General features: G+C 59.8%; 25 protein-coding genes (1 of these 25 running past the window's edge). 17 read left to right on the forward strand and 8 right to left on the reverse strand.

Annotated features, from left to right (window positions below):
- The first annotated feature begins 39 nt into the window (after window positions 1-39).
- The 5 genes from SJY32_RS01550 to SJY32_RS01570 all read left to right on the forward strand — a co-directional run bounded on the left by SJY32_RS01550 (window position 40) and on the right by SJY32_RS01570 (window position 5,236).
- Window positions 40-936, forward strand: coding sequence for an NAD(P)-dependent oxidoreductase (locus SJY32_RS01550; protein ID WP_376870779.1), 897 nt, complete (start codon window positions 40-42; stop codon window positions 934-936).
- Complete coding sequence (locus tag SJY32_RS01555) at window positions 933-2,480, forward strand: aldehyde dehydrogenase family protein (RefSeq protein WP_376870782.1); 1,548 nt, start codon at window positions 933-935, stop codon at window positions 2,478-2,480. Before SJY32_RS01550 ends, SJY32_RS01555 begins: the two co-directional genes overlap by 4 nt.
- 143 nt (window positions 2,481-2,623) lie before the next feature.
- A complete protein-coding gene (locus SJY32_RS01560) occupies window positions 2,624-3,445 on the forward strand; it encodes a DUF3100 domain-containing protein (RefSeq protein WP_376870785.1) in 822 nt (273 codons plus the stop codon).
- The gene (locus SJY32_RS01565) at window positions 3,442-3,918 is read left to right on the forward strand and encodes a hypothetical protein (RefSeq protein ID WP_376870788.1); all 477 of its coding nucleotides are present in this window, start codon (window positions 3,442-3,444) and stop codon (window positions 3,916-3,918) included. The genes SJY32_RS01560 and SJY32_RS01565 overlap by 4 nt, the downstream gene beginning before the upstream one ends.
- 154 nt (window positions 3,919-4,072) lie before the next feature.
- A complete protein-coding gene (locus tag SJY32_RS01570; protein ID WP_376870791.1) occupies window positions 4,073-5,236 on the forward strand; it encodes a Hint domain-containing protein in 1,164 nt (387 codons plus the stop codon).
- On the opposite strand, the gene SJY32_RS01575 is transcribed toward SJY32_RS01570, so the two are convergent.
- Window positions 5,223-6,137, reverse strand: coding sequence for a LysR substrate-binding domain-containing protein (locus SJY32_RS01575; protein WP_376870794.1), 915 nt, complete (start codon window positions 6,135-6,137; stop codon window positions 5,223-5,225). The two genes, SJY32_RS01570 and SJY32_RS01575, sit on opposite strands and share 14 nt — an antisense overlap.
- Before the next feature lie 105 nt (window positions 6,138-6,242).
- Here SJY32_RS01575 and SJY32_RS01580 point away from each other — a divergent pair, with 105 nt between their 5' ends.
- The gene (locus SJY32_RS01580) at window positions 6,243-7,175 is read left to right on the forward strand and encodes a ring-cleaving dioxygenase (RefSeq protein WP_376870797.1); all 933 of its coding nucleotides are present in this window, start codon (window positions 6,243-6,245) and stop codon (window positions 7,173-7,175) included.
- A gap of 48 nt (window positions 7,176-7,223) precedes the next feature.
- Here the strand turns inward: SJY32_RS01580 and yghX are convergent, their stop codons facing one another.
- A complete protein-coding gene (gene yghX / locus SJY32_RS01585) occupies window positions 7,224-8,138 on the reverse strand; it encodes a YghX family hydrolase (RefSeq protein WP_376870800.1) in 915 nt (304 codons plus the stop codon).
- 359 nt (window positions 8,139-8,497) lie between these two features.
- Here yghX and SJY32_RS01590 point away from each other — a divergent pair, with 359 nt between their 5' ends.
- The gene (locus tag SJY32_RS01590) at window positions 8,498-8,890 is read left to right on the forward strand and encodes a hypothetical protein (protein WP_376870802.1); all 393 of its coding nucleotides are present in this window, start codon (window positions 8,498-8,500) and stop codon (window positions 8,888-8,890) included.
- An 8-nt stretch (window positions 8,891-8,898) separates the two neighbouring features.
- On the opposite strand, the gene SJY32_RS01595 is transcribed toward SJY32_RS01590, so the two are convergent.
- The 3 genes from SJY32_RS01595 to SJY32_RS01605 form a co-directional block, all read right to left on the reverse strand.
- A complete protein-coding gene (locus SJY32_RS01595) occupies window positions 8,899-9,888 on the reverse strand; it encodes an alpha/beta hydrolase (protein ID WP_376870803.1) in 990 nt (329 codons plus the stop codon).
- Window positions 9,889-10,055: 167 nt separating this feature from the next.
- Complete coding sequence (locus tag SJY32_RS01600) at window positions 10,056-10,667, reverse strand: cytochrome b (protein WP_376870806.1); 612 nt, start codon at window positions 10,665-10,667, stop codon at window positions 10,056-10,058.
- 100 nt (window positions 10,668-10,767) lie between these two features.
- Complete coding sequence (locus SJY32_RS01605; protein ID WP_376870808.1) at window positions 10,768-11,325, reverse strand: TetR/AcrR family transcriptional regulator; 558 nt, start codon at window positions 11,323-11,325, stop codon at window positions 10,768-10,770.
- 68 nt (window positions 11,326-11,393) lie between these two features.
- On the opposite strand from SJY32_RS01605, the gene SJY32_RS01610 reads away from it, so the two are divergent.
- The 6 genes from SJY32_RS01610 (at window position 11,394) to SJY32_RS01635 (ending at window position 20,295) form a co-directional block, all read left to right on the forward strand.
- Window positions 11,394-12,467, forward strand: a complete 1,074-nt coding sequence (locus tag SJY32_RS01610; RefSeq protein WP_376870810.1) for an alcohol dehydrogenase family protein — start codon at window positions 11,394-11,396, stop codon at window positions 12,465-12,467.
- Between the two features lie 185 nt (window positions 12,468-12,652).
- A complete protein-coding gene (purS, locus tag SJY32_RS01615; RefSeq protein ID WP_376870812.1) occupies window positions 12,653-12,892 on the forward strand; it encodes a phosphoribosylformylglycinamidine synthase subunit PurS in 240 nt (79 codons plus the stop codon).
- A gap of 67 nt (window positions 12,893-12,959) precedes the next feature.
- The gene (gene purQ, locus SJY32_RS01620) at window positions 12,960-13,628 is read left to right on the forward strand and encodes a phosphoribosylformylglycinamidine synthase subunit PurQ (RefSeq protein ID WP_376870814.1); all 669 of its coding nucleotides are present in this window, start codon (window positions 12,960-12,962) and stop codon (window positions 13,626-13,628) included.
- Between the two features lie 46 nt (window positions 13,629-13,674).
- Complete coding sequence (locus SJY32_RS01625) at window positions 13,675-15,531, forward strand: ATP-binding protein (RefSeq protein WP_376870816.1); 1,857 nt, start codon at window positions 13,675-13,677, stop codon at window positions 15,529-15,531.
- 3 nt (window positions 15,532-15,534) lie between these two features.
- Complete coding sequence (locus SJY32_RS01630) at window positions 15,535-16,863, forward strand: sigma-54-dependent transcriptional regulator (protein ID WP_376870818.1); 1,329 nt, start codon at window positions 15,535-15,537, stop codon at window positions 16,861-16,863.
- Between the two features lie 528 nt (window positions 16,864-17,391).
- The gene (locus SJY32_RS01635; RefSeq protein ID WP_376871035.1) at window positions 17,392-20,295 is read left to right on the forward strand and encodes an Rne/Rng family ribonuclease; all 2,904 of its coding nucleotides are present in this window, start codon (window positions 17,392-17,394) and stop codon (window positions 20,293-20,295) included.
- A 68-nt stretch (window positions 20,296-20,363) separates the two neighbouring features.
- Here SJY32_RS01635 and SJY32_RS01640 read toward each other — a convergent pair whose 3' ends face one another.
- Window positions 20,364-20,612 carry a sulfurtransferase TusA family protein gene (locus SJY32_RS01640; protein WP_376870820.1) on the reverse strand — a complete coding sequence of 83 codons (249 nt, stop codon included), beginning with the start codon at window positions 20,610-20,612 and terminating at the stop codon, window positions 20,364-20,366.
- Window positions 20,613-20,714: 102 nt separating this feature from the next.
- On the opposite strand from SJY32_RS01640, the gene SJY32_RS01645 reads away from it, so the two are divergent.
- The 3 genes from SJY32_RS01645 to rpsI all read left to right on the forward strand — a co-directional run bounded on the left by SJY32_RS01645 (window position 20,715) and on the right by rpsI (window position 22,641).
- Window positions 20,715-21,473 carry a cytochrome c biogenesis CcdA family protein gene (locus tag SJY32_RS01645; protein WP_376870822.1) on the forward strand — a complete coding sequence of 253 codons (759 nt, stop codon included), beginning with the start codon at window positions 20,715-20,717 and terminating at the stop codon, window positions 21,471-21,473.
- A 209-nt stretch (window positions 21,474-21,682) separates the two neighbouring features.
- Window positions 21,683-22,147 carry a 50S ribosomal protein L13 gene (gene rplM, locus SJY32_RS01650; RefSeq protein ID WP_376870824.1) on the forward strand — a complete coding sequence of 155 codons (465 nt, stop codon included), beginning with the start codon at window positions 21,683-21,685 and terminating at the stop codon, window positions 22,145-22,147.
- A 2-nt stretch (window positions 22,148-22,149) separates the two neighbouring features.
- A complete protein-coding gene (rpsI, locus tag SJY32_RS01655) occupies window positions 22,150-22,641 on the forward strand; it encodes a 30S ribosomal protein S9 (RefSeq protein WP_376870827.1) in 492 nt (163 codons plus the stop codon).
- 130 nt (window positions 22,642-22,771) lie between these two features.
- Here the strand turns inward: rpsI and bfr are convergent, their stop codons facing one another.
- On the reverse strand, window positions 22,772-23,257 hold the full coding sequence (gene bfr, locus SJY32_RS01660) for a bacterioferritin (RefSeq protein WP_376870830.1): 486 nt from the start codon (window positions 23,255-23,257) through the stop codon (window positions 22,772-22,774).
- A 44-nt stretch (window positions 23,258-23,301) separates the two neighbouring features.
- The gene (locus SJY32_RS01665; RefSeq protein ID WP_376870833.1) at window positions 23,302-23,535 is read right to left on the reverse strand and encodes a bacterioferritin-associated ferredoxin; all 234 of its coding nucleotides are present in this window, start codon (window positions 23,533-23,535) and stop codon (window positions 23,302-23,304) included.
- A gap of 181 nt (window positions 23,536-23,716) precedes the next feature.
- Between SJY32_RS01665 and SJY32_RS01670 the strand changes: the two genes are divergently transcribed.
- Window positions 23,717-24,407 carry the 5' portion of a phosphatidylserine decarboxylase gene (locus SJY32_RS01670; protein ID WP_376870835.1) on the forward strand. Its footprint extends 32 nt past the window's final position, so 691 of the gene's 723 nt are visible here — the first part of the coding sequence; the start codon lies at window positions 23,717-23,719; the stop codon falls past the right edge of the window.

A 24,407-nucleotide genomic window follows, 5' to 3' on the forward strand; every position in this document is an offset into this window, starting at 1 on the left:
TGCTCGCAGACTAACACAAATCAGTCATCTGGAGGCACCATGGGGCAATCTGTCGGAGTGATCGGACTTGGCGCAATGGGGATGGGCATGGCCCTGAACCTGCAAGCAAAAGGGTTTGCCGTCACAGCTTTCGATCTGTCGCAAGATGCGGTTGCCCGGGCGACGGATGCGGGGATCGCGTCTGGTGAGGATGCGGCGGATGTGATCGCGCGCAGCGATGTGATCGTTTTGTCTTTGCCACTTGCGCAGCATGTCGAGACGGTGATCGCGACGGGGCTGGCCTCGGGGGCGTTTTCGACGCCGAAGGTCATTTTGGATACATCGACATCGACGGCGGCGGTGAGCCGGAAACTCGCGGAGTTGCTGGCGGTTCAGGGGCACGGGTTTGTTGATGCGCCGGTGAGCGGCGGGCCTTTGGGCGCGGGGGCGGGAACTCTGTCGGTGATGATGGGCGGGGAGGCCGAATGGGTCGCGCGGGCGCAGCCTGTGTTGGATGCGATGGCGGCGAAGGTGATCCATGTGGGGGCAAGCGGCGCGGGGAATATTGCGAAGCTGGTCAACAATATGCTGGTCGCATCGCATATGCTCACGACGGTTGAGGGGCTGCGTCTGGCGGAGGCTTCTGGCCTGAGCGCGCAGGACGCTTTGCGGGTGATCAACAGCGCCACCGGACGCAGCGCGTTGAGCGAGATCCACTTCCCCAATTGGGTAATGACGCGGAGCTTTGATAGCGGTTTCAGTGCCGGATTGATGCGCAAAGATGTGCGGCTGGCGTTGGAGCTGGCGCAGGAAACCGGTTGCGAGATGCCGGTGTCCGAATTGGTGGCGCAGCTTTGGGCCGAGCCGCAATCGGGTTTGCGAGATAGCGACGATTTTATGTGGATGGGCGACCCGCAAGGCGCGGCGGAGCTGGCGAGAGGGGAAACCGACCAATGACGGCGCATGTGACGGAGATCGATCTGGATACGGCCACCGAAATCGCGGGTCTTTTGAAGACGCTTTTGGGCTCTGCGGAAGTGCAAAGCTATGTCGCGGGCGGGTTGATGCGCGGGACGGGGGATATGCTGGCCCTGACCGACCCTGCGACGGGCGATGTGTTCGCGACATTTGCGGATGCGGGGCAGGAAGTTGTCGACGCGGCGGCCACGGCCGCGCAGGTGGCGCAGGGCGAATGGGCGGCGAAAACGGCGGCCGAGCGCGGGCGGATCATGTTTGAAATCGGGCGCCAGATCCGCGCCCATGCGGCCCCCTTGGCGCGGTTGGAGGCGATTTCGGCCGGACGTCCGATCCGCGATGCGCAGGGCGAACCTGCCCGCATGGCGGAGATGTTCGAATATTACGCGGGTTGGTGTGACAAGATGACGGGCGATGTTATCCCCGTGCCGACGAGCCATCTCAATTACACCCGCCATGAGCCGATTGGCGTGGTGACGCAGATCACCCCTTGGAACGCGCCTTTGTTCACCTGTTGCTGGCAGGTTGCGCCGGCGATTTGCGCGGGCAATGCGGTGATGTTGAAACCCTCCGAGCTGACGCCTTTGTCGAGTTTGGTGATTGCGGCGCTTTGCGAAAAAGCTGGCGCGCCCAAAGGGTTGGTGAACGTGATCGCGGGGGCGGGCCCGACCGCGGGGCAAAAGATGATCGATCATCCGGCGACGGGGCTTGTGGTGTTCGTGGGGTCGGCGCAAGGCGGCGCGATGATTGCGCAGGCGGCGGCGAAGCGGTTGATTCCTAGCATTCTGGAATTGGGCGGGAAGTCGGCAAACATCGTCTTTGCGGATGCCGATATTGACCGCGCGATTGTTGGCGCGCAGGCGGCGATTTTCGCGGGATGCGGGCAAAGCTGTGTCGCGGGATCGCGGCTGTTGGTGCATGAGAGCATCCATGCGGAAGTGGTGGAAAAGCTGTCGGCGGCGTCTGCGCGGATTCCGATGGGGATGCCACTTGATCCGGCGACGCAGATTGGCCCCGTGAACAACGCGCGCCAGTGGAGCAAGGTGGATACGATGGTGCGTCGGGCGATTGATCAGGGCGCACGGATCGCGACGGGGGGCGGCAAGCCCGAAGCCTTGGCGGGGACGGGGGGGTTCTTTTACGCGCCGACCGTGCTTGACGGGGTGACGCCGCAGATGGAGATCGCGACCGAAGAAGTGTTCGGTCCGGTACTTTCGGTGATGCGATTTAGCGATGAGGATGAGGCGGTCGCACTGGCGAATGCGACACCGTTTGGGTTGGCGGGCGCGGTCTGGACGCGCGATGTCGGCCGCGCGCACCGGATGGCGGGGCGCGTTCGGGCGGGGACGTTCTGGATCAACAGCTACAAGACGATCCATGTGATGTCGCCCTTCGGCGGGTTTGGTCAATCGGGGTATGGGCGATCATCGGGCCGTGAGGCTTTGGCGGCTTACACGACCACGAAATCGGTTTGGGTTGAGACGGCGGCTGATCCGGCGATTGCGTTCGGATATGCGCCCGGCTGATCCAAAACGTTCGAGGAAGGGGGGCGGCGCTTGCGAGAGCCGCCCGATACCGATAGGCGCCCGGTCAACGGCGCATTGCGTGTGAAACGGGCCTGCGACAAGACGGGCCAGAACAACTGACGTTCAACGAGAGGGACAAAAAGATGAATAGCTCCAAGGACATAATCCTTGATTGGCGACTCCATGTGAGTGTGCTGGTCGTTACGGTGATTTCCGAATTGATCGGGATCATCAAACTGCCGATCGGCATCGGCGCGATCCTGCTTTTGCCATTGCTCTATGCATTCGTGATCGGCGTTCTGATCAACCCGAATGTGGTGCGCAAGGCGGGCGCATGGTTGGGGCAGCGCGAAGTGAAGGCCGCCTCACCTTTGATCGTGATCGCGATCATGCCATTCATTGCGAAATTCGGCACGATTATCGGACCATCGATGCAACAGATCATCGACGCGGGCCCCGCGTTGATCTTGCAAGAATTGGGGAACCTCGGGACGATTGTCCTCGCGTTTCCTGTGGCGGTTTTGGTTTTGGGGATGCGGCGCGAGGCCATCGGCGCGAGTTTCTCGATCGCACGTGAGCCCAATATCGCGATTATCGCGGAGAAATACGGCCTCAAATCCGCTGAAGGCGCGGGTGTTATGGGCGTCTACGTGATCGGCACGCTCTTTGGCACGTTCATCTTCGCGATCCTCGCGTCGCTTCTCGCGACGTCGGGTTTGTTCAGCATCGAGGCACTGGCCATGGCCTGTGGCATCGGATCGGGTTCGATGATGGCGGCGTGCTCCGGCGCGTTGGCGACGGCGGTGCCGGAGATGGAGGAGACGATCCTTGCTTTGGCGGGCGCGAGCAACGTTCTGACATATGCAACGGGGCTATACCTTTGCTTGTTCGTGGCTTTGCCTTTGACCGAGAAACTCTACGAGCTGTTTGGTAAAAAAGATCTCAACGCGGGAGAGAACGCATGACACATACAGAGCTTCCCGTGGATCACGAGGCCGATCTGAAGCCAAATCTGGCGCAGCACGCGGCTTTGTTGGTGGTCGTTTGCGTGATCGGGCTCGTTGGCAACACGGTTGCGACGGAGAACACCCTGATTGAGGGGATTATCGGACTTGCGGTGATCTTTGCGATTGTGATGATCGGGCTGATTTTGACCAATGTCGTTCCCTTGCGCCTGCCGTCGGTGGCGTGGATCTCGCTCGTCGGGATTGTGGCGACCCTGCCTTGGACGCCGGGCAATGCTTGGGTGCTCGACGCGGTGTCCCATGTCAACTTCCTGACCCTCGCGACGCCATGCCTAGCTTATGCGGGGATCGCGATTGCGCGCCGTGAGATCGAAATTGCGAAAACATCCGGTTGGAAGATTTTCATTGTCGCGATTTTGGTGATGACGGGCACGTATATCGGATCGGCTTTTGTGGCGGATCTGTTCCTGTAAGGGCATTGATCTGACAGTCAGATATGACGCGTAGAGGGGGGCCACGGGCCCCCCTTTTTGCTGCGAGGGCGACGGTTCGGCCGGGCGGGCGCGAATTGATCGATTATTAAGACTTTGATGTCACGATCTCGAGGCAGGTAGCGCGGAGAGGGCCATGGCCGATATTGCAAGCTGGGGATGGTACTCGACCACCACATGGCCGGGATATTCATCGGCAAATCAAGATAACCTGACATCGAATGGGAATGGGATGTCGGTTAACCCGGCGGGGTATGTCGATATCACGCTGCACGATGTGGACAACGACGGTGTGATTTACGATCACGATACAGATGATGTGGCCCCCGCGTACCCGACAGAATACGTGATCGGGCCGACGCTAACATTGCTGCCGCAAGAAATCGCACTTTATACAAATTCGACCGTGGTGATCGGCGGCGTGACGTATACGGGCCGCAATATCGAGGTGACTCTTTTCACCGATGGCACGTGGGGCGCGCGGCTGCTCGATTCCTCAATTCCCGCCGGCACGCATCATATGAACGTCACATCGGTCACGTTGGGGACGTGGAATGGCGTCGAATACGACGGTATCCAGACAGCCGCCGTTGATCGCCCGTTTGTGTGCTTTTGCGCCGGAGCGCAGGTGATGACACCAAACGGGCCGCGCGCTGTCGAACTGCTGCGGCCATCTGATCTCGTGATGACGTTGGACGCGGGTGCGCAGCCGATTCTATGGAGCGGGCGGCGGCGCGTGTCGGGCCTTGGCCGCGCGGCGCCAATCGAAATTGGGGTCGGTGTTTTGGGAAACACCCGCGCGGTAAGGGTCTCGCCGCAACATCGTTTGTTGTTGGGGGGCGCGGAGGTTGAGCGTCGTTTTGGAACGCCGGAGGTTTTAGCCGCCGCAAAACATCTGGTGGATGGTGTATCGATCCGCCGCTGCAACATTGAGGAGGTGGAGTACGTTCATCTTTTGCTGTCTGCGCATCATCTCGTGCTCGTTGACGGGCTGATCGCGGAGTCATTGTATCCGGGCGATATTGCGGTCGCGAGCCTCGGGCGGCGAGCGCGTATGGGGTTGTTTGCGCGGATGCCTGAACTTTTGCGCGGGGTGTCGGGATACGGCAAGTTGGCGCGCAAATCGCTCACCGCGCGTGAGGCCGCGCCGTTGATCGGCGCCGATCTGCGACCGCAGGCGGCCTGCGCGCGAATGGGAGCCGCATGGGAGAGCACGGGCGAAAGTACGGACGAAAATACGGAGCACAGCACGCAAGAGAACATCGCCGAAAACATAACCGGACGGGTTAGCGCGGCATGAAATCGAATCCGTCGATATCACGAATGTACTCTTCAAAGAAATTCGTGAAAGTCGCGACCAAGGGCGGCAAGGCGTCGTAGGGCGGATAGTAGAGCATCAGATACAGCGGCGGGATCTCCCAATCGGTAAGCAGGGGTGCCACCTCGCCGCGCTCGATGCCGTCGCGGGTGAGAAAACCGGGCAGGGTGACAATTCCACCTCCGGCGGCGGCAAGGGAATACAGGAATTCGCCGTTATTGGATATGATCTGGTCACCTGCATGGATATGGCGTTGCAGCGGGCCTTTGCGGTAGGTCCATGTCTCTGGTTGGCGCCGCGCGCTGTAGGAGAGGCACTGCGCGGGATCGAGATCGTCCGGCGTGCGCGGCCGCCCGATCCGCTCGATGAGAGTGGGGGAGGCGATGGTTACGCGGGGGATTTCGCAAAGCTTGCGCCAGATTGTCGATTTGTCCGTGGGCGGGCCCGAAATACGGATGGCGAGATCGCAGGCGCCGTCATTGATATCGACGAAGGCATCCGTCATCTGAATGTCGAGCGCGATGTGCGGATAGCGATGCCGGAATTGCGTGACGAGCGGGGGCAAAAGCCGCATGCCCAAAGACATCGGTGCGGCGATCGACAGCTTGCCGCGATCGGGGCGTGTGGCGCGGGCGATCTCGGACGTGACACGATCAAATTCCTCAATCACGGGCCGGTAACGCGCGGCGATCAGCGCGCCCGCGCTCGTCAAGGCGACTTGCCGCGTGGTGCGCACCAAAAGTTGTTGCCCCAGATCGCTTTCCAACGCGGCGACAATCCTTGTTACGGACGCTGGTGTCATCTTGAGGCGCCGTGCCGCGCCCGCGAAGGAGCGTAGCGCGGCGACTTCGAGAAAGACGCGAAGGGGTTTGAGATCTTGCATCGGCCATTATTCCACTATTGATAACAGTAAATGGCTATATGTTTCTATTTTTAGCAAGAGTGTTCGAAGCTATCTTCCCATCACCCTTTAACGCGCGAGGCTGTGATGATTTCGGATATTCTTGGACTGCACCACGTGACGTCTCTGGCGTCGGATGCTGTAAAGATCGACAGGTTCTCGACGCGCGACCTTGGATTGCGGCGGATCAAGAAGACGGTGAATTTTGACGCCCCGAGCCTTTACCATTTGTATTACGGCGATGGCCGCGGAACGCCCGGATCGGTTTTGACCTATTTCCCAAACACGAAACTCGCGCGAGGCGTGTCGGGCCATGGGGAGGTAGGGGAGACGATCTTCGCTGTGCCGCAAGGCAGTGTGGCGTTTTGGCAGGATCGTTTGACACGCCGCGGTGTTGCGGATGTCGCGCGAGATCATTGCTTTGGGGAGGAAAGGCTCGTTTTCGGCGGGCCGGACGGAGAGAGATTTGCGTTGGTGGAGCGCGCGGCGGAAGGGCGGCGGCCATGGGGCGGCGAGGAGATCGCAGAGATCAACGGGATTCTCGGACTTGATGATGCGCGGTTGCGTGTCAGTGATATCGGGCCTGCGGCCGAGCTTCTGGAGTTCATGGGGTATCAGCGCGGTGCAGATGACGGCGCGTTGACGCGGTTTGTCCGCGCCGGCGGCAACCCGGCCTCATGTGTTACGGTGCAAGTCCTGCGCGACGCCCCGCAGGCGAAGCAAGGGGCGGGATCGGTGCATCATCTTGCTTTTGCTGTCGAAAATCTCTCCGCATTGGAGCGCGTGCGCAGGGCTTTGCAGGGGAGTGGCCAAGAGGTCAGCGGCGTGAAAGATCGCGATTATTTCCAATCGATTTATTTCCGCACATCGTTCGGAATTCTGTTCGAAATCGCCACCAACGAGCCCGGTTTTACGCGGGATGAACCGCTAGAGCATTTGGGCGAGGCGCTGCAAGTGCCCGAGCAGCACCGCGCAAAGCGCGCGGATATCGAGAAAACCCTGCCTTCCTTGGAGGGTTAAAACAGATCTTGGGGGGGAGGCGCCCGCCGTGAACGGGCGCCTGTTGGATTAGGCCGCGAGATAGGTGCGGAACCATGCGATCATGCGCTCTTCCGCCAGTTTGGCCGCCGCCTCGTCGTATCGAGGCGTTGTGTCGTTATGGAAGCCGTGGTTCACATCGGGGTAGATATGGGCTTCATAGCGCTTGTCATTGGTTTCCAACGCTTCTTGGAAAGCTGGCCACATCGCGTTGATCCGTTGATCGAGGGCCGCGAGTTGCACCATAAGGGGGGCGTTGATGCCGGCGGCCTGTTCGGCCGTCGGGAAAGAGCCGTAGAACGGCACGCCTGCGGCCATATCGGGATAGGCGGCAGCGAGCTTGTTCACGACGCCGCCGCCATAGCAAAATCCGGTCGCGCCGATCTTGCCGTTGGTGCCTTCAAGCGCTTGGAGATATTCGAAGCCCGCGAAAAAGTCGTTGAGGAGAGCTTCTTGATCAAGCGTGCTTTGCATCGCGCGGCCTTCGTCATCGTTGCCGGGGTAGCCACCGAGCGAGGACAGCCCGTCGGGGCCCATAGCGATGAATCCGGCTTTGGCCAAGCGGCGCACGACGTCGCGAATATAGGGGTTTAGTCCGCGGTTTTCATGCACGACGAGCACGGCGGCGGGTGGGGTCTCGGGGTCGATGTTGGCGGGGCGGACGAGATAGGCCGTGATCTCGCCTGTGCCATCGGGGCTTGGGTAGGTGATGTCCTCTCCGACAATGTCGGGATCATCTTCGGTGACTTGTTGGGCAAGGGCGTAATTGGGGGAAAGCGTTCCGAGAATTGCGGCGGCGGTTAAGCCGCCCACCGCCCATTTGCCTGCGCGATCCAAAAACTCGCGTTTCGTAATCTTTCCATGTGCATAGTAATCGTAAAGATCGAGCAAATCCTGATCGAAGTCGGCGGCTGTGAGGCGGCCGGTTTGCGGGTGATTAGTCATTCTAAAACCTCCATGAAACACGAGGTATCGTAGGGTGCTTTTGCGCCATAACGCGATCAGTTTATTGTTATCTGGATCATCTGCCGCGGGACTGGGGGCGCTCCGCGTCTCGTATGCCTGCCAAATGGGCGCGGTGGGCTGGACGAGGGCCGGACGGGTGGACGGGAGGGTGTCGGAGGCGCTGACTTATTATGACGCGCCGATACGACGCAGGACATAGCAATCCTGACGACACGCATAGGCCCGTTTATCTCAATCTTTCAATAGATTGGACTTTTTGAATACGTGTTTTCAGGCCGTCGGGCGACGGAAAGCGCCGTTGGGGGCGTTCAAAAGGTAAATCTGTTTCGAGGATGCACATGACCGCCGCCAGACATATCCTTTGCTTATATGCCGCTGCCTGTGCGCTGACAGGGTTTGGCGCCCTGCCGAGCCGCGCTCAGGCGGCCTCCGTTGCGCCGAGTTGCGTGGCCATCATCGCGTCATTCGACGGGGAGGGGTATGTGCGAAATGTTGACGTTACCTGCCCGACATCGGCGCACAAACACGTCGTTTTCGTGCCAGATGCGGCGATGGGTTTCGAGCAGGTCGCGGTGTCGCGAGAGACGCAGGGCGAGGGGAGTTGTGCCCGCCCGTTGGACGATACGACAAGCCCCGAACCGCGCCACGATCAGGCGCGGATCTTGTTGATGGCAGCGGGGAAGGGCGAAGCGGCGGATCGCCAGCCCTGCGCGATGCACCTGTCAGACTGAAAGCGGACCTATTCGCCGTAACCGCGCGTTAAGACGGCATCGAGATGTGTGAGTGCGTCTTCTATCGACGCGCGCCAGAAGACCCAATCATGCCCGCCCTCAGATACTTTGAAGCGGTGTTTGATGCCGGAATTTCGCAAGCTGACGTGGAGCTGTGCGGCGGCCTCGAAAAACGGATCATCCGCGCCGATATCGAAATACATCCGAGGAATCCGCGAGAAGCGCGCGGGATCGGTCCCCGCGATCAGGGCGGCGGGGGTAAGTGCGTCCCATGTCTTGTTCAAGCGGTCTTCCGCCTCCAGCCCCGCGCCGAGAACGCCCGCGTAGCGGCTGTGATAGGCGCTTGGGGACAGATCGAGCACTTGTTGTTCGGTGCGGAAGGCGACGCTCAACCCTGCGATGCCGGCGAACATGTCAGGCGCGCGCAGTTGGTAAACCGTCGCGGCAACCGCGCCCATCGATATCCCCAAGATTGCCCGCGCATCGCCGCCGCCAATCGTGCGGTAGCGCGCCTCGACGGAGGGCATGAAATCTTGGAAAAACATTGTTTCCCAAAGCATATTGCCGTTTTGGTCATCAAGGAAATATGTAGCGATTTCATTATCTTGATCGCGGCGTCCGTCGGGCGCGATGGCGATGAAGGGACGGATGTCGCCGTTCAGGATCATCCGGTCGAGGATTTGATCCAAACCGTTGAGCGTGAACCAATCGCTTGGCTGTCCGGTGCCGCCCCCATGCAGGAGGTAGACAACGGGATAGCGGCGGTTGTCCTGACGGTAGTTGGGCGGGAGGTAGACGGAATAGCGCACGGGCTGGCCGAGGGTTTGGCTGCCGATGACGTTATCGAAGCGGACCTCGGCTTGCGCGGAGGGGGTCAGGAAGGCCAAGCATAACAGAATTACCCCCAGCAAATTTGACGGGATGCGCAGGAGGATGGGCCGTTTTCTTTGACCAAAGGCGCGTGGGCGTGAAGGGGAAACGGAAGTAGTGGTCGACATGAATGCGGCCCCAGCAATCGGTTGGTTTACGGGCAAATCGCTGCTGGAGTCCTGATGGGGGCAACTGCGCTTCGAACGGTTGGGGTAAAGTCGCATGAAAGCCACGCGCGATCAAGCGATGGTGGGGATTACCTACGGTTGATCGCGCGGTATCGGTGGCGGGCGGTTTAGCGCCGGAAATTGGCGCCTTTGGTGAGGGACGGGTCGGTCATGCGCCGCAAAACGGTATCGCGGCGGATCAGGTGATGGAACAGCGCCGCCCCGATATGCAGGGCGATCAGCGCAGGCACGACATAAGTGCCGCCCGTTTTATGCAGCATATCCATCACGCCTTCGAAGCTTTCCCAGCTGACGCCCAGTTGGCCGGAGATGAGGGAGGTGAAGACCCATGTCTCGCGGAAGGTGGGGATCTCGAGCGCGAAGAACAACTTAGGCGCGCCGCCAAAGCCAAGATATCCGGTGAGCGGCAGGCCGAGCATGACGATATAAAGCGCGAAATGGGTGAGGCGGGCGATGAGATGTTCGAGCGGCGTTCCGGGGGCCGCATCGGGGGCGGAGCTCATGAAGCGCCAAAGGATGCGCAATGCGATGAAGACCAGAGCGGACACGCCGATCGCCGTGTGGGCGGAAAAAAGCGAGCGCCCGAAGTCCGAACGGGGTTCGGTAAACCACTCGCGGCCATAGATCAGGGCGTAATTGGCGAGGAATGCTGCTGCGACAGTCCAGTGGAATGCGATGGCGATGAGGCCATAGCCGCTGCGGGAGTTTGTGAGCTGCATCTTGCTTCCTCGTTCAGGTGGCACTGTTTATGCGGGTTATACGCAGCAACCGAGGATTTCCGCCGCGAGATTACGTAAATTTCTGTGAAAAGGGCAGGTTTTACGTGCGCGCTTGATCTTTCGCCGCCTGAAGGAGGCCCGCCAGATGTTCGGCCGTTTTGATGGATGCCTCTGGATGCAGGGCCCATGTTTGGGTCAGGCCCTCAAAGATTTGCAAAAGCGCGAGCTCGTGCCCCTCCAAGCTTGATACGCTCGCGGCGCGCTGTGCAACCTCGGCCTTGTGACGCTGGAGAAGGTCTTTGAGGGCCTGATTTTGCGGATCTGCGGCAACGGCTCCGTGAAACAGGCAGCCGTGTGCGGTCTCGGTTTGCATCCAACTTCCGACGCGCCGGATAAGATGCGTGAGCGCGGTTTCGGGGGTGGTATCGGGGGCGGTATTGGGGGGCAGGCCATCAAACAGATGCGCGAGATACCTTTGATGGCGGTGTTGCAGGGCGGCGAGCACCATATCTGCGCGCGAGGGCAGGTATTTATAGAGCGTTCGCAAGCTGACACTGGCGGCATCGCGCAGGTCTTCGACGCTCGGCGTGGCGAAGCCGTGGCGTGCGAAAGCGGTTTCGAGCCCCGCCGATATTTTGGTCATGGTGTCGGGTGTCATGGTTGACAGATGTAGAATGGTTACTCTACCTATGCAAGTAGAGTAACCATTCTACCAAAGGAAAGCGCATGACCCTCCCGACCAAAATGCTGGCTATGGTTCTGACCGGCCACGGCGGTGTTGAAAAGCTCGAATGGCGCGAGGATGTTGCGGTGCCTCAGCCTGCGGCGGGGGAGGTGCTGATCCGTGTCGGAGCGGCGGCGGTGAACAATACGGATGTGAACACGAGAACGGGTTGGTACGCGAAAACGGTGCGCGGTGACACTGCGTCGGCGGCGCTGACGGGGTATGCAGACGGGGCGGGGGCTGATGGGGGATGGGCCGGGGCGCTTGCGTTTCCGCGCATTCAGGGGGCTGATTGTTGTGGCGAGATTGTGCGGGTTGGCGCGGGCGTTGACGCGGCGCGGCTTGGGCAGCGGGTGTTGGTGCGCCCCATGTATTGTCCCGCAGGCGCGCAAGACGCGGATCAGCTCGAGACCTTCGGGTCAGAACGGGACGGTGCATTTGCGCAATTCACCACGACGTGCGCCGACAATGCTGTCGCGATATCGAGCGCGCTGAGCGATATCGAGTTGGCGTCATTTCCTTGCGCTTTCTCGACAGCGGAGGGCATGATCCAACGGGCAGCCCTTGGCGCCGAGCGGGTTTTGATCACGGGCGCTTCGGGGGGTGTCGGATCGGCGGCGGTTCAATTGGCCAAGCGCCGCGGCGCACATGTGACGGCGGTGACGATGCCGAGCAAGGCGGCGGCACTCATGGAGATCGGGGCGGATGCGGTTTTGGGGCGGGGTGAGTGCCCGCCATCCCGGGCATTTGACGTTGTGCTGGATCTCGTCGGCGGGGGGGAGTGGCCGCGTCTGCTTGATGCGCTGCGCCCGCGGGGGCGGTATGTGACCTCCGGCGCGATTGCGGGGCCGATTGTCGAGCTTGATCTGCGCGATCTGTATCTCAAAGATTTGACGTTGATGGGCAGCACCCGTCAGGCACCCGACATTTTTAACGACCTTGTTCGGTATATCGAGGCGGGCGAGATTCGTCCGGTGATCGCGCAGACCTATGCGTTGCGGGATCTTGCGCGCGCACAAGAGGCGTTTGTTGCGAAAGGCCATATCGGGAAAATCGGGATTCGCGTCGGGGCTTAGCGGTCGGGAGGATGCTGCGGGGGTTGGGCGCGGCGCGATGCGATGGGCGGAGCGATTGCGGCGTAAAATGCGCGTTGAAACGATATCCGTGACGCATCTTGGCTTGTCTCACAGCCCTCAACGCGCTAACACGGCGGCCAAATCGGGGCGGTTTTTGCCCATGTGATCCGCAGAGGAGAGATGCGATGAAAGCCCGCGTTCATGTCATGCTGAAAGACGGCGTTCTCGACCCGCAAGGCGAAGCCGTTCGCCACGCGCTCGGCCATTTGGGCTTTGCTGGCGTCGAAGGCGTGCGTCAAGGCAAGGTGATCGAGCTCGATCTCGCCGCGACGGATAAACAAGCGGCGGAAGCCGAGGTAAAGGCGATGTGCGAAAAGCTCCTCGCGAATACCGTTATCGAGAAATACACGATCGAGATCGCCTAACCGAGTTTTTCAGGGGCGAGGCTGCTGCCTGCCCCTTTACCTTTACCCATTGCGCAAGGGGCCTGCCATGAAAGCTGCTGTCATCACCTTCCCGGGGTCGAACTGTGACCGTGATCTGGCCGTCGGCTTTGAAAAGGCGGGCGCCGAGGTTGTGCGGGTTTGGCACAAAGATACGTCGTTGCCAGCGGGTGTGGATATTGTTGGCGTTCCGGGCGGATTTTCCTACGGCGATTACCTGCGTTGCGGCGCGATTGCGTCGCGTTCGCCCATCGGGCAGGCCGTTGCGGAATTCGCGGGCAAGGGCGGTTACGTCATGGGTGTTTGCAACGGGTTTCAGATCCTGACGGAGATGGGGTTGTTGCCGGGGGCGTTGATGCGCAATGCGTCGCTCAAATACATCTGCCGTCCCGTGGAGCTCGTCGTCGCGTCGCAAGACAGCGCGTATACCAATGCCTACGGCAAGGGCGCGCGCGTGACCTTCCCGATCGCGCATCACGACGGTAATTACACGATCGATGCCGAGGGCCTGAACGCCTTGCAGGCCGAGGACCGCGTGGCGTTCCGGTATGCGGATAACCCGAATGGCTCCACCGACGATATCGCGGGCGTTTTGTCGGCGAACCGTCGCGTCTTGGGGATGATGCCGCATCCCGAGCGGGCTATTGAGGATGCGCAAGGTGGCGCCGACGGGGCGGCGCTTTTCCGCGCGCTCAACGGGTTGCTGGCGACCGCCTGAGAGCTTGGCCTTGCCGAGCCGTCTCGGCTTGGCATAGGTTTGCCGCATGGTGGAACCCCTCGACACAGACACTTTTGATCCGCAGTCGCTGGGCCGCAAAGGGTTGCCTTTGCGGTTTTCGCTGATCGTGATTTTGGTGATCGCGGCTGTCACAGTCTGGGTCACCAATTCGTGGCTCACGGACCGTTTCGCGGATTCGACGCGGGCGCGCACAGAGGTGCGATTGGCCCTCTATTCCGGCAATATTATATCGGAGTTGCAGCGAACAGCCGTTGTGCCAAGGTTTTTGGCCAATGATACGGCGCTTTTGCGTTCGCTATCGGATGCCGAATATTCGACCGCATCGCAGCGTCTTATCGCGGCGAAGAAAGAGATTTCAGCCTCCTCTATCCGTTTGTTGGATACGAGTGGACGGCTTGTCGCGGCAACAGATCGCACGCAAATCGGCACAAGTTATGCGAGCGCACAGTGGTTTGTGGACGCGTTGCGTGCGCGCGAGACGATTTTTACCGCCTCGACCCGTGATACGGGCGGCACCGAATTTGTCTATTCGCGCGCGATGTTGCTTGATGGCAAAGCGGTCGGTGTCGTGGTCGTCGAGGCGGATCTTGCAGCTTTGGAGCGGTCTTGGGCGGGGATTTCCGAGATTGTGTCCGTCGTCGACAGTGCGGGGAAGATTATTCTTGCGACCGAGCCGCGATGGCGCGGTTTAACGGTAAAAGAGGCGTTGGAGGTGCGATCGGCGCCAAATTCCTTGCGCCGCGCTTTGCAGGCGACGGCGGATTGGGCGAATGAGCCGCCCGATGCCTACTTGCGCGGTACGGCTGTGATGCGGACCGAGGCGAAGTTGCCGTTCCGCGGCTGGCGACTTGTGTCGTTCACGACCTATGAATCGGTGCGCGAGCGGGTGAATGCCGTGCTGGCGTTGGAGATTATGGGATTCGCGATTTTCCTTGCCTTGGCCTTCTATCTTTTGTCGCGGCGTGCGCGGGTGCAATCCTTGGCGTATCGCAAGGAATCGGTTGAGCTTCGGGCGCTGAACGCGCGCCTGTCGCGGGAGATCGCCGAGCGCGAGCGGGTGCAGCAAGATCTCGCGGTGGCGGAGCAAACCTTGGCGCAAAGCTCGAAACTCGCGGCGCTTGGCGAGATGTCAGCCGCAGTGAGCCATGAATTAAACCAGCCATTGGCCGCGATGAAGACGTATCTCGCGGGGGCGCGATTGTTGTTGCAGCGCGCGCGGGGCGAGGAGGCACTGGCGTCGTTCCAGCGGATCGACGATCTGATCGACCGCATGGGCGCGATCACACGCCAGTTGAAATCCTATGCGCGCAAGGGTGGCGAAGCCTTCGAAGTTGTCGATTTGAGGGCCGCCATTTCATCCGCATTGGCAATGATGGAGCCGCAGTTGAAGGCGCGCACTGTGCGGATCACGCGCACCCTGCCGCGCGAGCCGGTTTTGGTGATGGCCGATCGCATCCGTCTCGAACAGGTGATCATCAACCTCTTGCGCAATGCGCTGGATGCGACCAAGTCAGTGGCTCAGCCGCAAGTGGAGATTTTGCTGACGGCGGGGGACAGTGCGGTTTTAAGCTTACGCGATAACGGCCCGGGGATTTCGGATCTCGATAAGCTGTTCGAGCCGTTCTGGACGACTAAAAAACCGGGCGAGGGGACGGGACTTGGACTCGCGATTTCGTCGTCGATCGTCGCCGATTTCGGGGGGCGGCTGACCGCGCATAATGCGGATGGCCACACGCACGGGGAACAAACCACTGCGGGCCGGAGTTATGGCTCGGGCGGCGCGGTCTTCGAGATGCAATTGCCGCTTCACGCGGCGCAGACACAAGCGTCTTCGGGCGTCTTTAAAACGGGAGCGCCTGCGGGTGCTCGGGTAGCGGAGTAACATATGGCACGGATGATGAAGGTCGCGATCGTCGATGACGAAGAGGATATGCGCCAATCAGTAAGTCAGTGGCTTGCGCTTTCTGGTTTCGATACAGAGGTTTACGCCTGCGCGGAGGATGCGCTCAAGGTGATTGGGCCGGATTGGCCGGGGGTTGTGATCTCCGATATCCGGATGCCGGGAATGGACGGGATGGCGTTTCTAAAGCGTCTGATGGGTCTGGATTCGGGCCTTCCGGTGATTATGATAACGGGGCACGGCGATGTGCCGATGGCGGTTGAGGCGATGCGTCTTGGGGCGATGGACTTCATGGAGAAGCCGTTTAACCCCGACCGGATGACCGAGCTTGCCAAGCGCGCGACCCAATCGCGGCGCATGACGCTTGATAACCGCGCTTTGCGGCGCGATCTGGCAGCGGGCGAGCAGGTGATCGGCAAGCTGATCGGGACATCTCTCCCGATGGAGCGGTTGCGCGAGGATATTCTCGATCTGGGGCAGGCGGACGGCCATGTGCTGATCGACGGCGAGACAGGCACCGGAAAAACGCTGGCGGCGCATGCTTTGCATGCTGTTGGGCCGCGTGCGGGGAAGAAATTTACCTTGGTGAGCTGTGCGGCTTATACTGAGGAGGCGCTGAGCACGAAGTTGTTCGGGCCGGTTGACGAGGGTCTTCCCCTCGTCGAGGAAGCCCGTGGCGGTACCTTGGTTTTGGAGGATGTCGAGGCGTTGTCCGGGGCATTGCAGGCCAGATTGCTCACGTTTATCAACGACCAAGGCACGCCGGCGGAGACGCGCATCATCGCGATTTGCAACACGCATGGCGAGGGGCGCACGGTTGAAGACGCGTTGCGGCCTGACCTTTACTTCCGGCTTGCGGCGCTGAAGATCACCCTGCCTCCGTTGCGGCAACGCGGCGAGGATGTGCTGGTGCTGTTTACCTCGATGGCCGAACAGTTTTCGGATGAATACGGGTGCGAGGCGCCCGAAGTGACCGCGCAGGAAGCGGCGCAGCTGTTGCAAGCGCCGTGGCCCGGGAATGTGCGGCAGCTCATCAATGTGGCCGAGCGCGCCGTTTTGCAAAATCGACGCGGCACGGGGTCAATCGCGTCGCTGCTGATGGCCGATAGCGAAGATACGGGCCCTGCGGCGATGACGACCGAGGGCAAACCGCTCAAAGAATATGTCGAAAGCTTTGAAAAGATGCTGATCGATAACACGATGCGGCGTCATAAAGGGTCGATCGCGGCGGTGATGGATGAGCTGTGTTTGCCGCGCCGGACGTTGAACGAGAAAATGGCGAAATACGGCCTGACGCGGTCCGATTACACTTAGACTTGCGCGGAATCAGATCTGGCAGAAGCGGGCAGCGGGGGAGATCCTCGGTGCCCGTTCGTGTTTTGGCGCATAGCGGCGTGGTCGCGTAGGCGGGCGGGGGTTGTTTGCGTTAACAATCAAGTAACGAAAAACCGATTGTCTTTTGATGCGGGAACCCGCTATGGTTCAGATGTGGTGGTATGTCAGAGAGGCAAAAACTCTCATTCACCTTTGAGTTTCGCTGATTTACGGGCCTGCGGATCTTGCGATGGCAAGACGGGGACCGGATCAACCGATTAGGCCGAAAGGCCGTAAGTTTGCCAGCAAGGTATTGAATACTTTGATGGTTTTGTGATGAGTGCCGGATAGTCGGCGCTTAGGAAAGAACCGCGATGACGCGATGCAATCTGGTGAAAGTGATGACGGGCGGGCCATTGGCCGCCGCCGCTTTCGGCCCATTGTGCGCGCTCGCCCCCAACAAAAACCATGCATTATCACCGTCTGCCCGAAGGGCAGGGCGGCGTTTTGCGTGCGGAAAACGGATTAATGGCGAAGAAAATGCTAATCGATGCCACACACGCGGAAGAAACCCGCGTTGTGGTGGTAGACGGAAATAAAGTCGAGGAATTTGATTTCGAGACCGTGAATCGCCGGCAGCTAGCTGGCAATATCTATCTGGCGAAGGTGACCCGCGTGGAGCCGTCGTTGCAGGCGGCCTTTGTGGATTACGGCGGAAATCGCCACGGGTTCCTCGCTTTTGCGGAAATCCATCCTGACTACTATCAAATTCCAATGGCGGACCGTCAGGCGTTGTTGGAAGAAGAGCGCGCCGCAGCGGCAGAAGCCGACGAAGCGGAGGAAAAACCGCGCCAGTCATCATCGAACGGTGGACGCCGTCGCCGTAGCCGTGGGCGTTCGGAAAAGGCGCAGGACACGGATGCGGTCGTGCGCTCGGAAGATATTCCGGGAATGGGCGTCGTTGACGAGGCCGTGACGGACGAAGCTGCGGCAGATGATGCGGTAGCTGATCAGCCGGTTGCGGAGGGTGTTGCGACGCCTGACGCGAGCACGCCTGAAGTAAGCACGGATGAGGCGCCATCGGAGGCAGTTGCCGAGACTGTTGCGGATGACACCACCGCGGAGACACCTGCCGAGCAAGACCAGCCGGAAGAAAATTCTGACGACGGCGCATCGGAAGACGAATCCGATGAAGACGAGTCTGATGACGAAGACGACCGCCAAGCACGGGGTAATGCGCGCCGCGCATCCGAGGAAGATGACATTGAATCGGTTGCTGATGACGATGTTGCCGAGGAAATCCGTGCCCCGCGCAAGCCGCGTGCGCGCCGCTACAAGATCCAAGAAGTGATCAAGATGCGCCAGATTATGCTGGTGCAGGTTGTGAAAGAAGAGCGCGGGAATAAAGGCGCTGCATTGACCACGTACCTGTCGCTGGCGGGTCGTTACTGTGTCTTGATGCCGAACACGGCGCGCGGTGGCGGGATTTCCCGCAAGATCACCAACGCGCCCGACCGTAAGAAGCTCAAAGAAATCGCATCGGAAATGGAAGTGCCGCAGGGCGCTGGCCTGATTATCCGCACCGCCGGATCGCAGCGCACCCGCACCGAGATCCGCCGCGACTATGAATATCTGATGCGTCTGTGGGAGCAGATCCGCGAGCTGACCCTCAAATCGGTTGCGCCCGCGCCGATTTACGAGGAAGGCGACCTGATCAAGCGGTCCATTCGCGATCTGTATTCGAAGGAAATCGACGAAGTGCTCGTCGAGGGTGAGCGCGGTTATCGCCTTGCCAAAGATTTCATGCGGATGATCATGCCGACCCATGCAAACCAGGTTGTGAACTACAAAGAGCAGATGCCGCTCTTTGCGCGGTTCCAAGTGGAAAGCTATCTGGGCGCGATGTTCAATCCTGTCGTGCAGCTCAAATCGGGCGGTTATATCGTGATCGGGATCACCGAAGCGCTCGTCGCGATCGATGTGAACTCGGGGCGTGCGACGAAAGAGGGCTCCATTGAGGAGACCGCGCTCAAGACCAACTTGGAAGCGGCGGAAGAAGTCGCGCGGCAATTGCGCCTGCGCGATCTCGCAGGGCTGATCGTCATCGACTTCATCGACATGGAGGAGCGTAAGAATAACGCCGCCGTCGAGAAGCGGATGAAGGACAAGTTGAAAACCGACCGCGCGCGCATTCAGGTTGGCCGGATTTCGGGCTTCGGTTTGATGGAAATGTCGCGCCAGCGGTTGCGGCCGGGGATGCTTGAATCCACGACCCAGCCATGTTCGCATTGCCACGGAACGGGTCTGATCCGCTCGGATGATAACATCGCCTTGCAGGTTCTGCGCGCGATTGAGGAAGAGGGCACACGTAAACGTTCGCGCGAAGTCCTCGTGCGTGCGCCGATTGCGGTCGCCAACTACCTGATGAATGCGAAGCGCGAGCATATCGCGGTTATCGAAGCGCGTTACGGCATGGCTGTGCGCATCGAGGCAGATCCGCATTTGATCAGCCCTGACTATTCGATGGAAAAGTTCAAAACCCAGACCCGCAATATCGCGGAATTGGTGACGTCGGCTGTCTCCGTTGATGCAAATCTGATGGCCGAAATCGATAACAAGGATGACGAGGCCTTCGCGGCGGCGGTTGCGGCGGAAGAAGCTGCGGAAGCGGCGGATGCAGCAGCAGAGGCGGCGGCGACTGTCACTGCGGTCGAGCCGGTTTCCGAGGAGGATGGCGATCAGCCGCGCAAAAAGAAGCGCCGCCGTCGTCGTAAGAAGAAAACGGGCGATCGTGCTGAAGATGGTTCGGACGAGTCTGAGTCCGATGACTCGGATGACGGCGACGAGTCGGATGATCTTGCGGAAGACGCGGCGCGTGCTGCGGCGGCTGCAGAACTGGCGGCCGTGGCGATCGTAACGACGGAGGTTGCGACCGAAGCGCCTGTGGATACCCCCGCAGAGGCGGTTACCGAGAAGCCGAAACGCGCGCCGCGTTCGCGCGCCAAAAAGGTTGAGCCAGTTGAGGGCGAAGCGGAGGTTGAAAAACCCAAGCGCGCTCCACGGTCGCGTGCGAAGAAGGTTGTGGCAGCGGAAGGTGATGCGGAGGCGACCGTCGAGGCTGCTCCCGAGAAGCCCAAACGTGCGCCACGTTCGCGCGCCAAGAAAGCCGTAGCGGCCGAGTTGCCGGAGGTTGTCGCCGAGGCGCCCGCGCCGCAGGGTGAGACACCAAACGAGGCACCGGCTGAGGCGCCTGTCGAGATCCCGACACCTGCACCAGTGGAGGCGCCAACGCCGACGCCCGTTGAGGTTCCGGTCTCCGAAGCGCCCGTCGAAGTGCCTGCCCAGGAACCTGAGGCAACGACGCCCGTGAGCGACGCGCCTACGGAAGAGCCCAAGCCGAAAAAGCGCGGCTGGTGGTCTTTGAACCGTTAAGGTGCAAATTTGACGACTTAAAATAAAAGCGCCGGGCAACAGCCCGGCGCTTTTATTTAAGGGCCAACTTAGTCGGCGTCGGGCCTGCCGGGGCCGCGTTGGATCACGTAGCGGCGATCTTTGTCGATTTGCTCGGCGGAGAGAAGGATGTGGCCAGCCTGTGCGCAGAAATGCGGCACGTCGAGCCAGCTTGCTGCATCGGTGGCGATGAGCAGAACCCGCGTGCCGGGCCGCAACTCATTCAGGATTTTGCGCGCGCGCAGAACGGGGAGGGGGCAGAGCAACCCGCGGGCATCGATTTCGATATCATGTTCCATAGCTTGCCGTAGTCAGGGCGAGTTGATTCGTCCACGAGGATGTGAGCAGGCAGGCGTTCAAATTCCGATGACGCGCGCGCAAAATTGCTCTATCGCCAAGCCATGGAACATTTGACCGATCTGATCTTCGACGCCAGCCTGTTGCCCGCGCTTTTCATTGCGATGATTGCGGGTGTGCTGTCTTTCTTGAGCCCTTGCGTGTTGCCGATTGTGCCGCCCTATCTTGCGTATATGGGAGGCGTTTCGGTTTCCGACATGGGATCGGAGAGCGCGGCGCGGCGGCGGGCGTTGATCGCCTCGCTTTTCTTTGTGCTCGGCCTTTCGACCGTGTTTTTGATCATGGGGGCGTCGGCATCGACTTTGGGGCGCATGGTTGGCGGCGCGCGCGACTGGCTGACCAAAGGCTCTGCGATTGTGATTATGATTTTCGGGGCGCATTTCATTGGCGTCTTCCGTCTCACGTTTATGGATCGCGAGTTGCGCGTTGAGGCAAAAAGCCAAGGCGGATCATCCTTCGGGGCCTATCTGCTGGGGCTTGCCTTCGCCTTTGGCTGGACGCCTTGTCTTGGGCCGATTTTGGGCACCATCCTTGGTTTGGCCACTGGTCAAGACGCGCCCGCGCGGGGCGGTGTTTTGCTTGTGGGATACGCGCTGGGGCTCGGGATTCCGTTTATTCTTGTGGCGGCGTTCTTCCCGCGCCTCAAAGGGGCGATGGCGTTCATGCGCAAACATATGGGCCGGATCGAGAAGATCTCCGGTTTGTTGTTATGGACGATCGGGTTGATGATGCTCACGGATCAGTTCTCGGCCTTGGCATTCTGGCTGTTGGAAACCTTCCCTGCGTTGGCTGTTATCGGGTGATGTGATCGCGTGACTCACGGCGCGCGCGATTCCGATTGGGGCGGCGCGATGTCGGTATGATCGCGATTTGAAGTGGGGTATTTTGATACCTATTTCACAAGTCACTGAAATACATACATAAAACTTGCATCACGGCGCTTGATTTTGATGCGGGAAAGGCCGATAAGCCCCCATCTGAATAGCTACAGCCTACCAAAGGGCCAACTTCGATGAAAACTTATACCGCAAAACCGGCGGAGATCGAAAAGAAATGGATCTTGATCGATGCTGAAGGCATCGTTCTCGGCCGTCTCGCAACGATCGTCGCTATGCGCCTTCGTGGCAAACATAAAGCAACCTTCACGCCGCACATGGATATGGGCGACAATGTGATCATCATCAACGCCGACAAGGTGCAGATGACGGGCGCGAAGCGTGAAGACAAGCGTTACTACTGGCACACTGGCCACCCGGGCGGGATCAAATTCCGCACCGCGCGTCAAGTGCTTGAGGGGGCTCACCCCGAGCGCGTCGTGATCAAAGCTGTTGAGCGGATGATTTCGCGCAACCGTCTTGGTCGTGCGCAGATGTCGAACCTGCGTGTCTACGCTGGTGTTGATCATCCGCATGAAGCTCAGCAGCCGGAAATCCTCGACGTTGCGTCGATGAACCCGAAAAACACCCGGAGCGCTTGATCATGTCTGAAGATCTTAAAACTCTCGACGACCTGAAATCGGTCGTATCCGGCACCGCTGCTGAAACCGTCGCGGCTGCTATCGTTCGCGAGCCTAAGCGCGATTCGCTTGGCCGTTCTTATGCAACCGGCAAGCGTAAGAACGCTGTTGCGCGCGTTTGGATCAAGCCAGGCACAGGCAAGGTCATCGTGAATGGCCGCGAGCAGGAAGTTTACTTTGCACGTCCGGTTCTGCGCATGATTCTGCGCCAGCCGTTCACCGTTGCAAATGTTGACGGCCAGTTCGACGTCTTCGCAACGGTTGTTGGCGGTGGTCTTTCGGGCCAAGCTGGCGCTGTGAAGCACGGCATTTCGAAAGCTCTCCAGCTCTTCGATCCGTCGCTGCGCGCACCGTTGAAAGCCGCTGGCTTCTTGACCCGCGACAGCCGCGTGGTTGAGCGTAAGAAATACGGTAAAGCAAAAGCTCGCCGTTCGTTCCAGTTCTCGAAGCGCTAAGTTTCGAAGCATACGATGCGAGAGGGCTGCCTTCGGGTGGCCCTTTTTCATATCTGGGGGGTGGGGGCATCTGGTTTTGGGCATGAAAAAGCCCCGCGCAAGCAGGGCCAGATCAAGCGCCAGATATTGATTACTCGGCTTCGTTCATTGGGGCCGCGTTCAGCAGGGCATAGCCCGCCGCGCCGAGCCGATCGTAGAGGCTGATTTGGGTTTCCAAGAAATCCACGTGGCCTTCCTCATCGGCGATGAGGGCCTCAAAGAGGTTCTTGGACACGTAATCCCGAACGCTATCGCAATAGTCACGCGCCTCGCGGTAGAGCGTTAGCGCGTCATGCTCGCCGGCCAAATCACATTCAAGCGTCTCGCGCGGCCCTTCTCCGATGCGCAGCGGATCAAGCTTTTGCAGATTCGGATGGCCTTCGAGGAACAGAATTCGCGCGATCAATTTATCGGCGTGGTTCATCTCCTCGATAAATTCTTCGCGCGACTTTTTGGCCATCTTCATCAGGCCCCAGTCTTCTTGAAGGCGGAAATGCACCCAGTATTGCGAGATCGCAGTGAGTTCAGAGCGCAAAGCAGCGTTTAGATACTCGATAACTTTGGCGTCGCCTTTCATGGCGGATCCTTTCTAATCTTTTGCGGCGTCTGGCCCTTGCGGGGTTACGCGCGCTTGGTGTTGCGCAGGCCGCGGAGTTCCGCGGGCACCTCAAGATTACCATTGGATCGCATAGTTGAAAGGAAAAGCGGCATACACCCGCCGCAATCGGCGCGTTTTCCCAGCGCGTGGTAGATTTTGCCTGGCGTGATGATTGTATCGGTGTCCGCGTTGCGCATCCAATCAATGGCGGCGTGGATGTCGCGGTCTGAGATATGCTGGCAATGACAAACAATCATCTGGCGGTCTCGCGCTGTTGCTGCGGGGTCATAGGCTCGGAATATACTGTTTTTGTCGGGAAATGCAATCCGACAAAAAGGGTAGGAATTAACGCTCGCGCGCGCTCCGCCCGTCAGTCCCTTTGCAACCGAGCGTGAAGACAGGTATGCACAAGAGAACTGTTATTCATAAGGCGACCCCATGTCAGTTTCGATGCTCTCCACCTTCATCAAGCCTATGCACCCTGAAGGGCGCAAATTCGTGGCGATTGCTGCGGCGATCACGCTTGTGCTGTTTCTCATTTGCGAACCCTTGGGGTGGATCGGCGCCGGACTGACAGTGTGGGTGTATTACTTCTTCCGTGATCCGGCGCGCACGACGCCTGTGCGGCGTTTGGCGGATGGAACGGTGTCCGATACGTTGGTTGTCTCGCCTGCGGATGGGATCATCTCGTTGCTCGAACAAGCTGTCCCGCCGGCCGAGCTAAACCTTGGTGATGCGCCGATGACGCGGATCTCGGTCTTTATGAATGTGTTCAACTGCCACGTGAACCGCGCGCCAATCGGCGGTAAGATTACCGAGATCGCTTATCGCGAAGGGAAATTCCTGAATGCCGCACTCGATAAAGCCTCGGTGGATAACGAGCGGAACGGGATGACGATCGAGATGGCGGATGGTCGGCGCCTCGGCGTTGTGCAGATCGCCGGCCTCGTTGCGCGCCGGATCTTGTGTGAGGTGAAGACGGGGCAGATGATCAATACCGGCGAGCGTTTCGGGTTGATCCGTTTTGGGTCGCGTTTGGATGTTTATCTGCCTGCGGGCGTGGAGCCGCTTGTTGCTTTGGGCCAGACGATGGTTGCGGGCGAGACGGTTCTCGCGGATTTGTCCGGCA

It is taken from the genome of Albirhodobacter sp. R86504 (assembly GCF_042466415.1).
Classification (GTDB): Bacteria; Pseudomonadota; Alphaproteobacteria; order Rhodobacterales; family Rhodobacteraceae; genus Albirhodobacter.

Coding starts and splice junctions, on each gene's coding strand:
- SJY32_RS01550 (WP_376870779.1), top strand. CDS start 40: ATGGGGCAATCTGTCGGAGTGATCGGACTTGGCGCAATGGGGATGGGC.
- SJY32_RS01555 (WP_376870782.1), top strand. CDS start 933: ATGACGGCGCATGTGACGGAGATCGATCTGGATACGGCCACCGAAATC.
- SJY32_RS01560 (WP_376870785.1), top strand. CDS start 2,624: ATGAATAGCTCCAAGGACATAATCCTTGATTGGCGACTCCATGTGAGT.
- SJY32_RS01565 (WP_376870788.1), top strand. CDS start 3,442: ATGACACATACAGAGCTTCCCGTGGATCACGAGGCCGATCTGAAGCCA.
- SJY32_RS01570 (WP_376870791.1), top strand. CDS start 4,073: ATGGCCGATATTGCAAGCTGGGGATGGTACTCGACCACCACATGGCCG.
- SJY32_RS01575 (WP_376870794.1), bottom strand. CDS start 6,137: ATGCAAGATCTCAAACCCCTTCGCGTCTTTCTCGAAGTCGCCGCGCTA.
- SJY32_RS01580 (WP_376870797.1), top strand. CDS start 6,243: ATGATTTCGGATATTCTTGGACTGCACCACGTGACGTCTCTGGCGTCG.
- yghX (WP_376870800.1), bottom strand. CDS start 8,138: ATGACTAATCACCCGCAAACCGGCCGCCTCACAGCCGCCGACTTCGAT.
- SJY32_RS01590 (WP_376870802.1), top strand. CDS start 8,498: ATGACCGCCGCCAGACATATCCTTTGCTTATATGCCGCTGCCTGTGCG.
- SJY32_RS01595 (WP_376870803.1), bottom strand. CDS start 9,888: ATGTCGACCACTACTTCCGTTTCCCCTTCACGCCCACGCGCCTTTGGT.
- SJY32_RS01600 (WP_376870806.1), bottom strand. CDS start 10,667: ATGCAGCTCACAAACTCCCGCAGCGGCTATGGCCTCATCGCCATCGCA.
- SJY32_RS01605 (WP_376870808.1), bottom strand. CDS start 11,325: ATGACACCCGACACCATGACCAAAATATCGGCGGGGCTCGAAACCGCT.
- SJY32_RS01610 (WP_376870810.1), top strand. CDS start 11,394: ATGACCCTCCCGACCAAAATGCTGGCTATGGTTCTGACCGGCCACGGC.
- purS (WP_376870812.1), top strand. CDS start 12,653: ATGAAAGCCCGCGTTCATGTCATGCTGAAAGACGGCGTTCTCGACCCG.
- purQ (WP_376870814.1), top strand. CDS start 12,960: ATGAAAGCTGCTGTCATCACCTTCCCGGGGTCGAACTGTGACCGTGAT.
- SJY32_RS01625 (WP_376870816.1), top strand. CDS start 13,675: ATGGTGGAACCCCTCGACACAGACACTTTTGATCCGCAGTCGCTGGGC.
- SJY32_RS01630 (WP_376870818.1), top strand. CDS start 15,535: ATGGCACGGATGATGAAGGTCGCGATCGTCGATGACGAAGAGGATATG.
- SJY32_RS01635 (WP_376871035.1), top strand. CDS start 17,392: ATGGCGAAGAAAATGCTAATCGATGCCACACACGCGGAAGAAACCCGC.
- SJY32_RS01640 (WP_376870820.1), bottom strand. CDS start 20,612: ATGGAACATGATATCGAAATCGATGCCCGCGGGTTGCTCTGCCCCCTC.
- SJY32_RS01645 (WP_376870822.1), top strand. CDS start 20,715: ATGGAACATTTGACCGATCTGATCTTCGACGCCAGCCTGTTGCCCGCG.
- rplM (WP_376870824.1), top strand. CDS start 21,683: ATGAAAACTTATACCGCAAAACCGGCGGAGATCGAAAAGAAATGGATC.
- rpsI (WP_376870827.1), top strand. CDS start 22,150: ATGTCTGAAGATCTTAAAACTCTCGACGACCTGAAATCGGTCGTATCC.
- bfr (WP_376870830.1), bottom strand. CDS start 23,257: ATGAAAGGCGACGCCAAAGTTATCGAGTATCTAAACGCTGCTTTGCGC.
- SJY32_RS01665 (WP_376870833.1), bottom strand. CDS start 23,535: ATGATTGTTTGTCATTGCCAGCATATCTCAGACCGCGACATCCACGCC.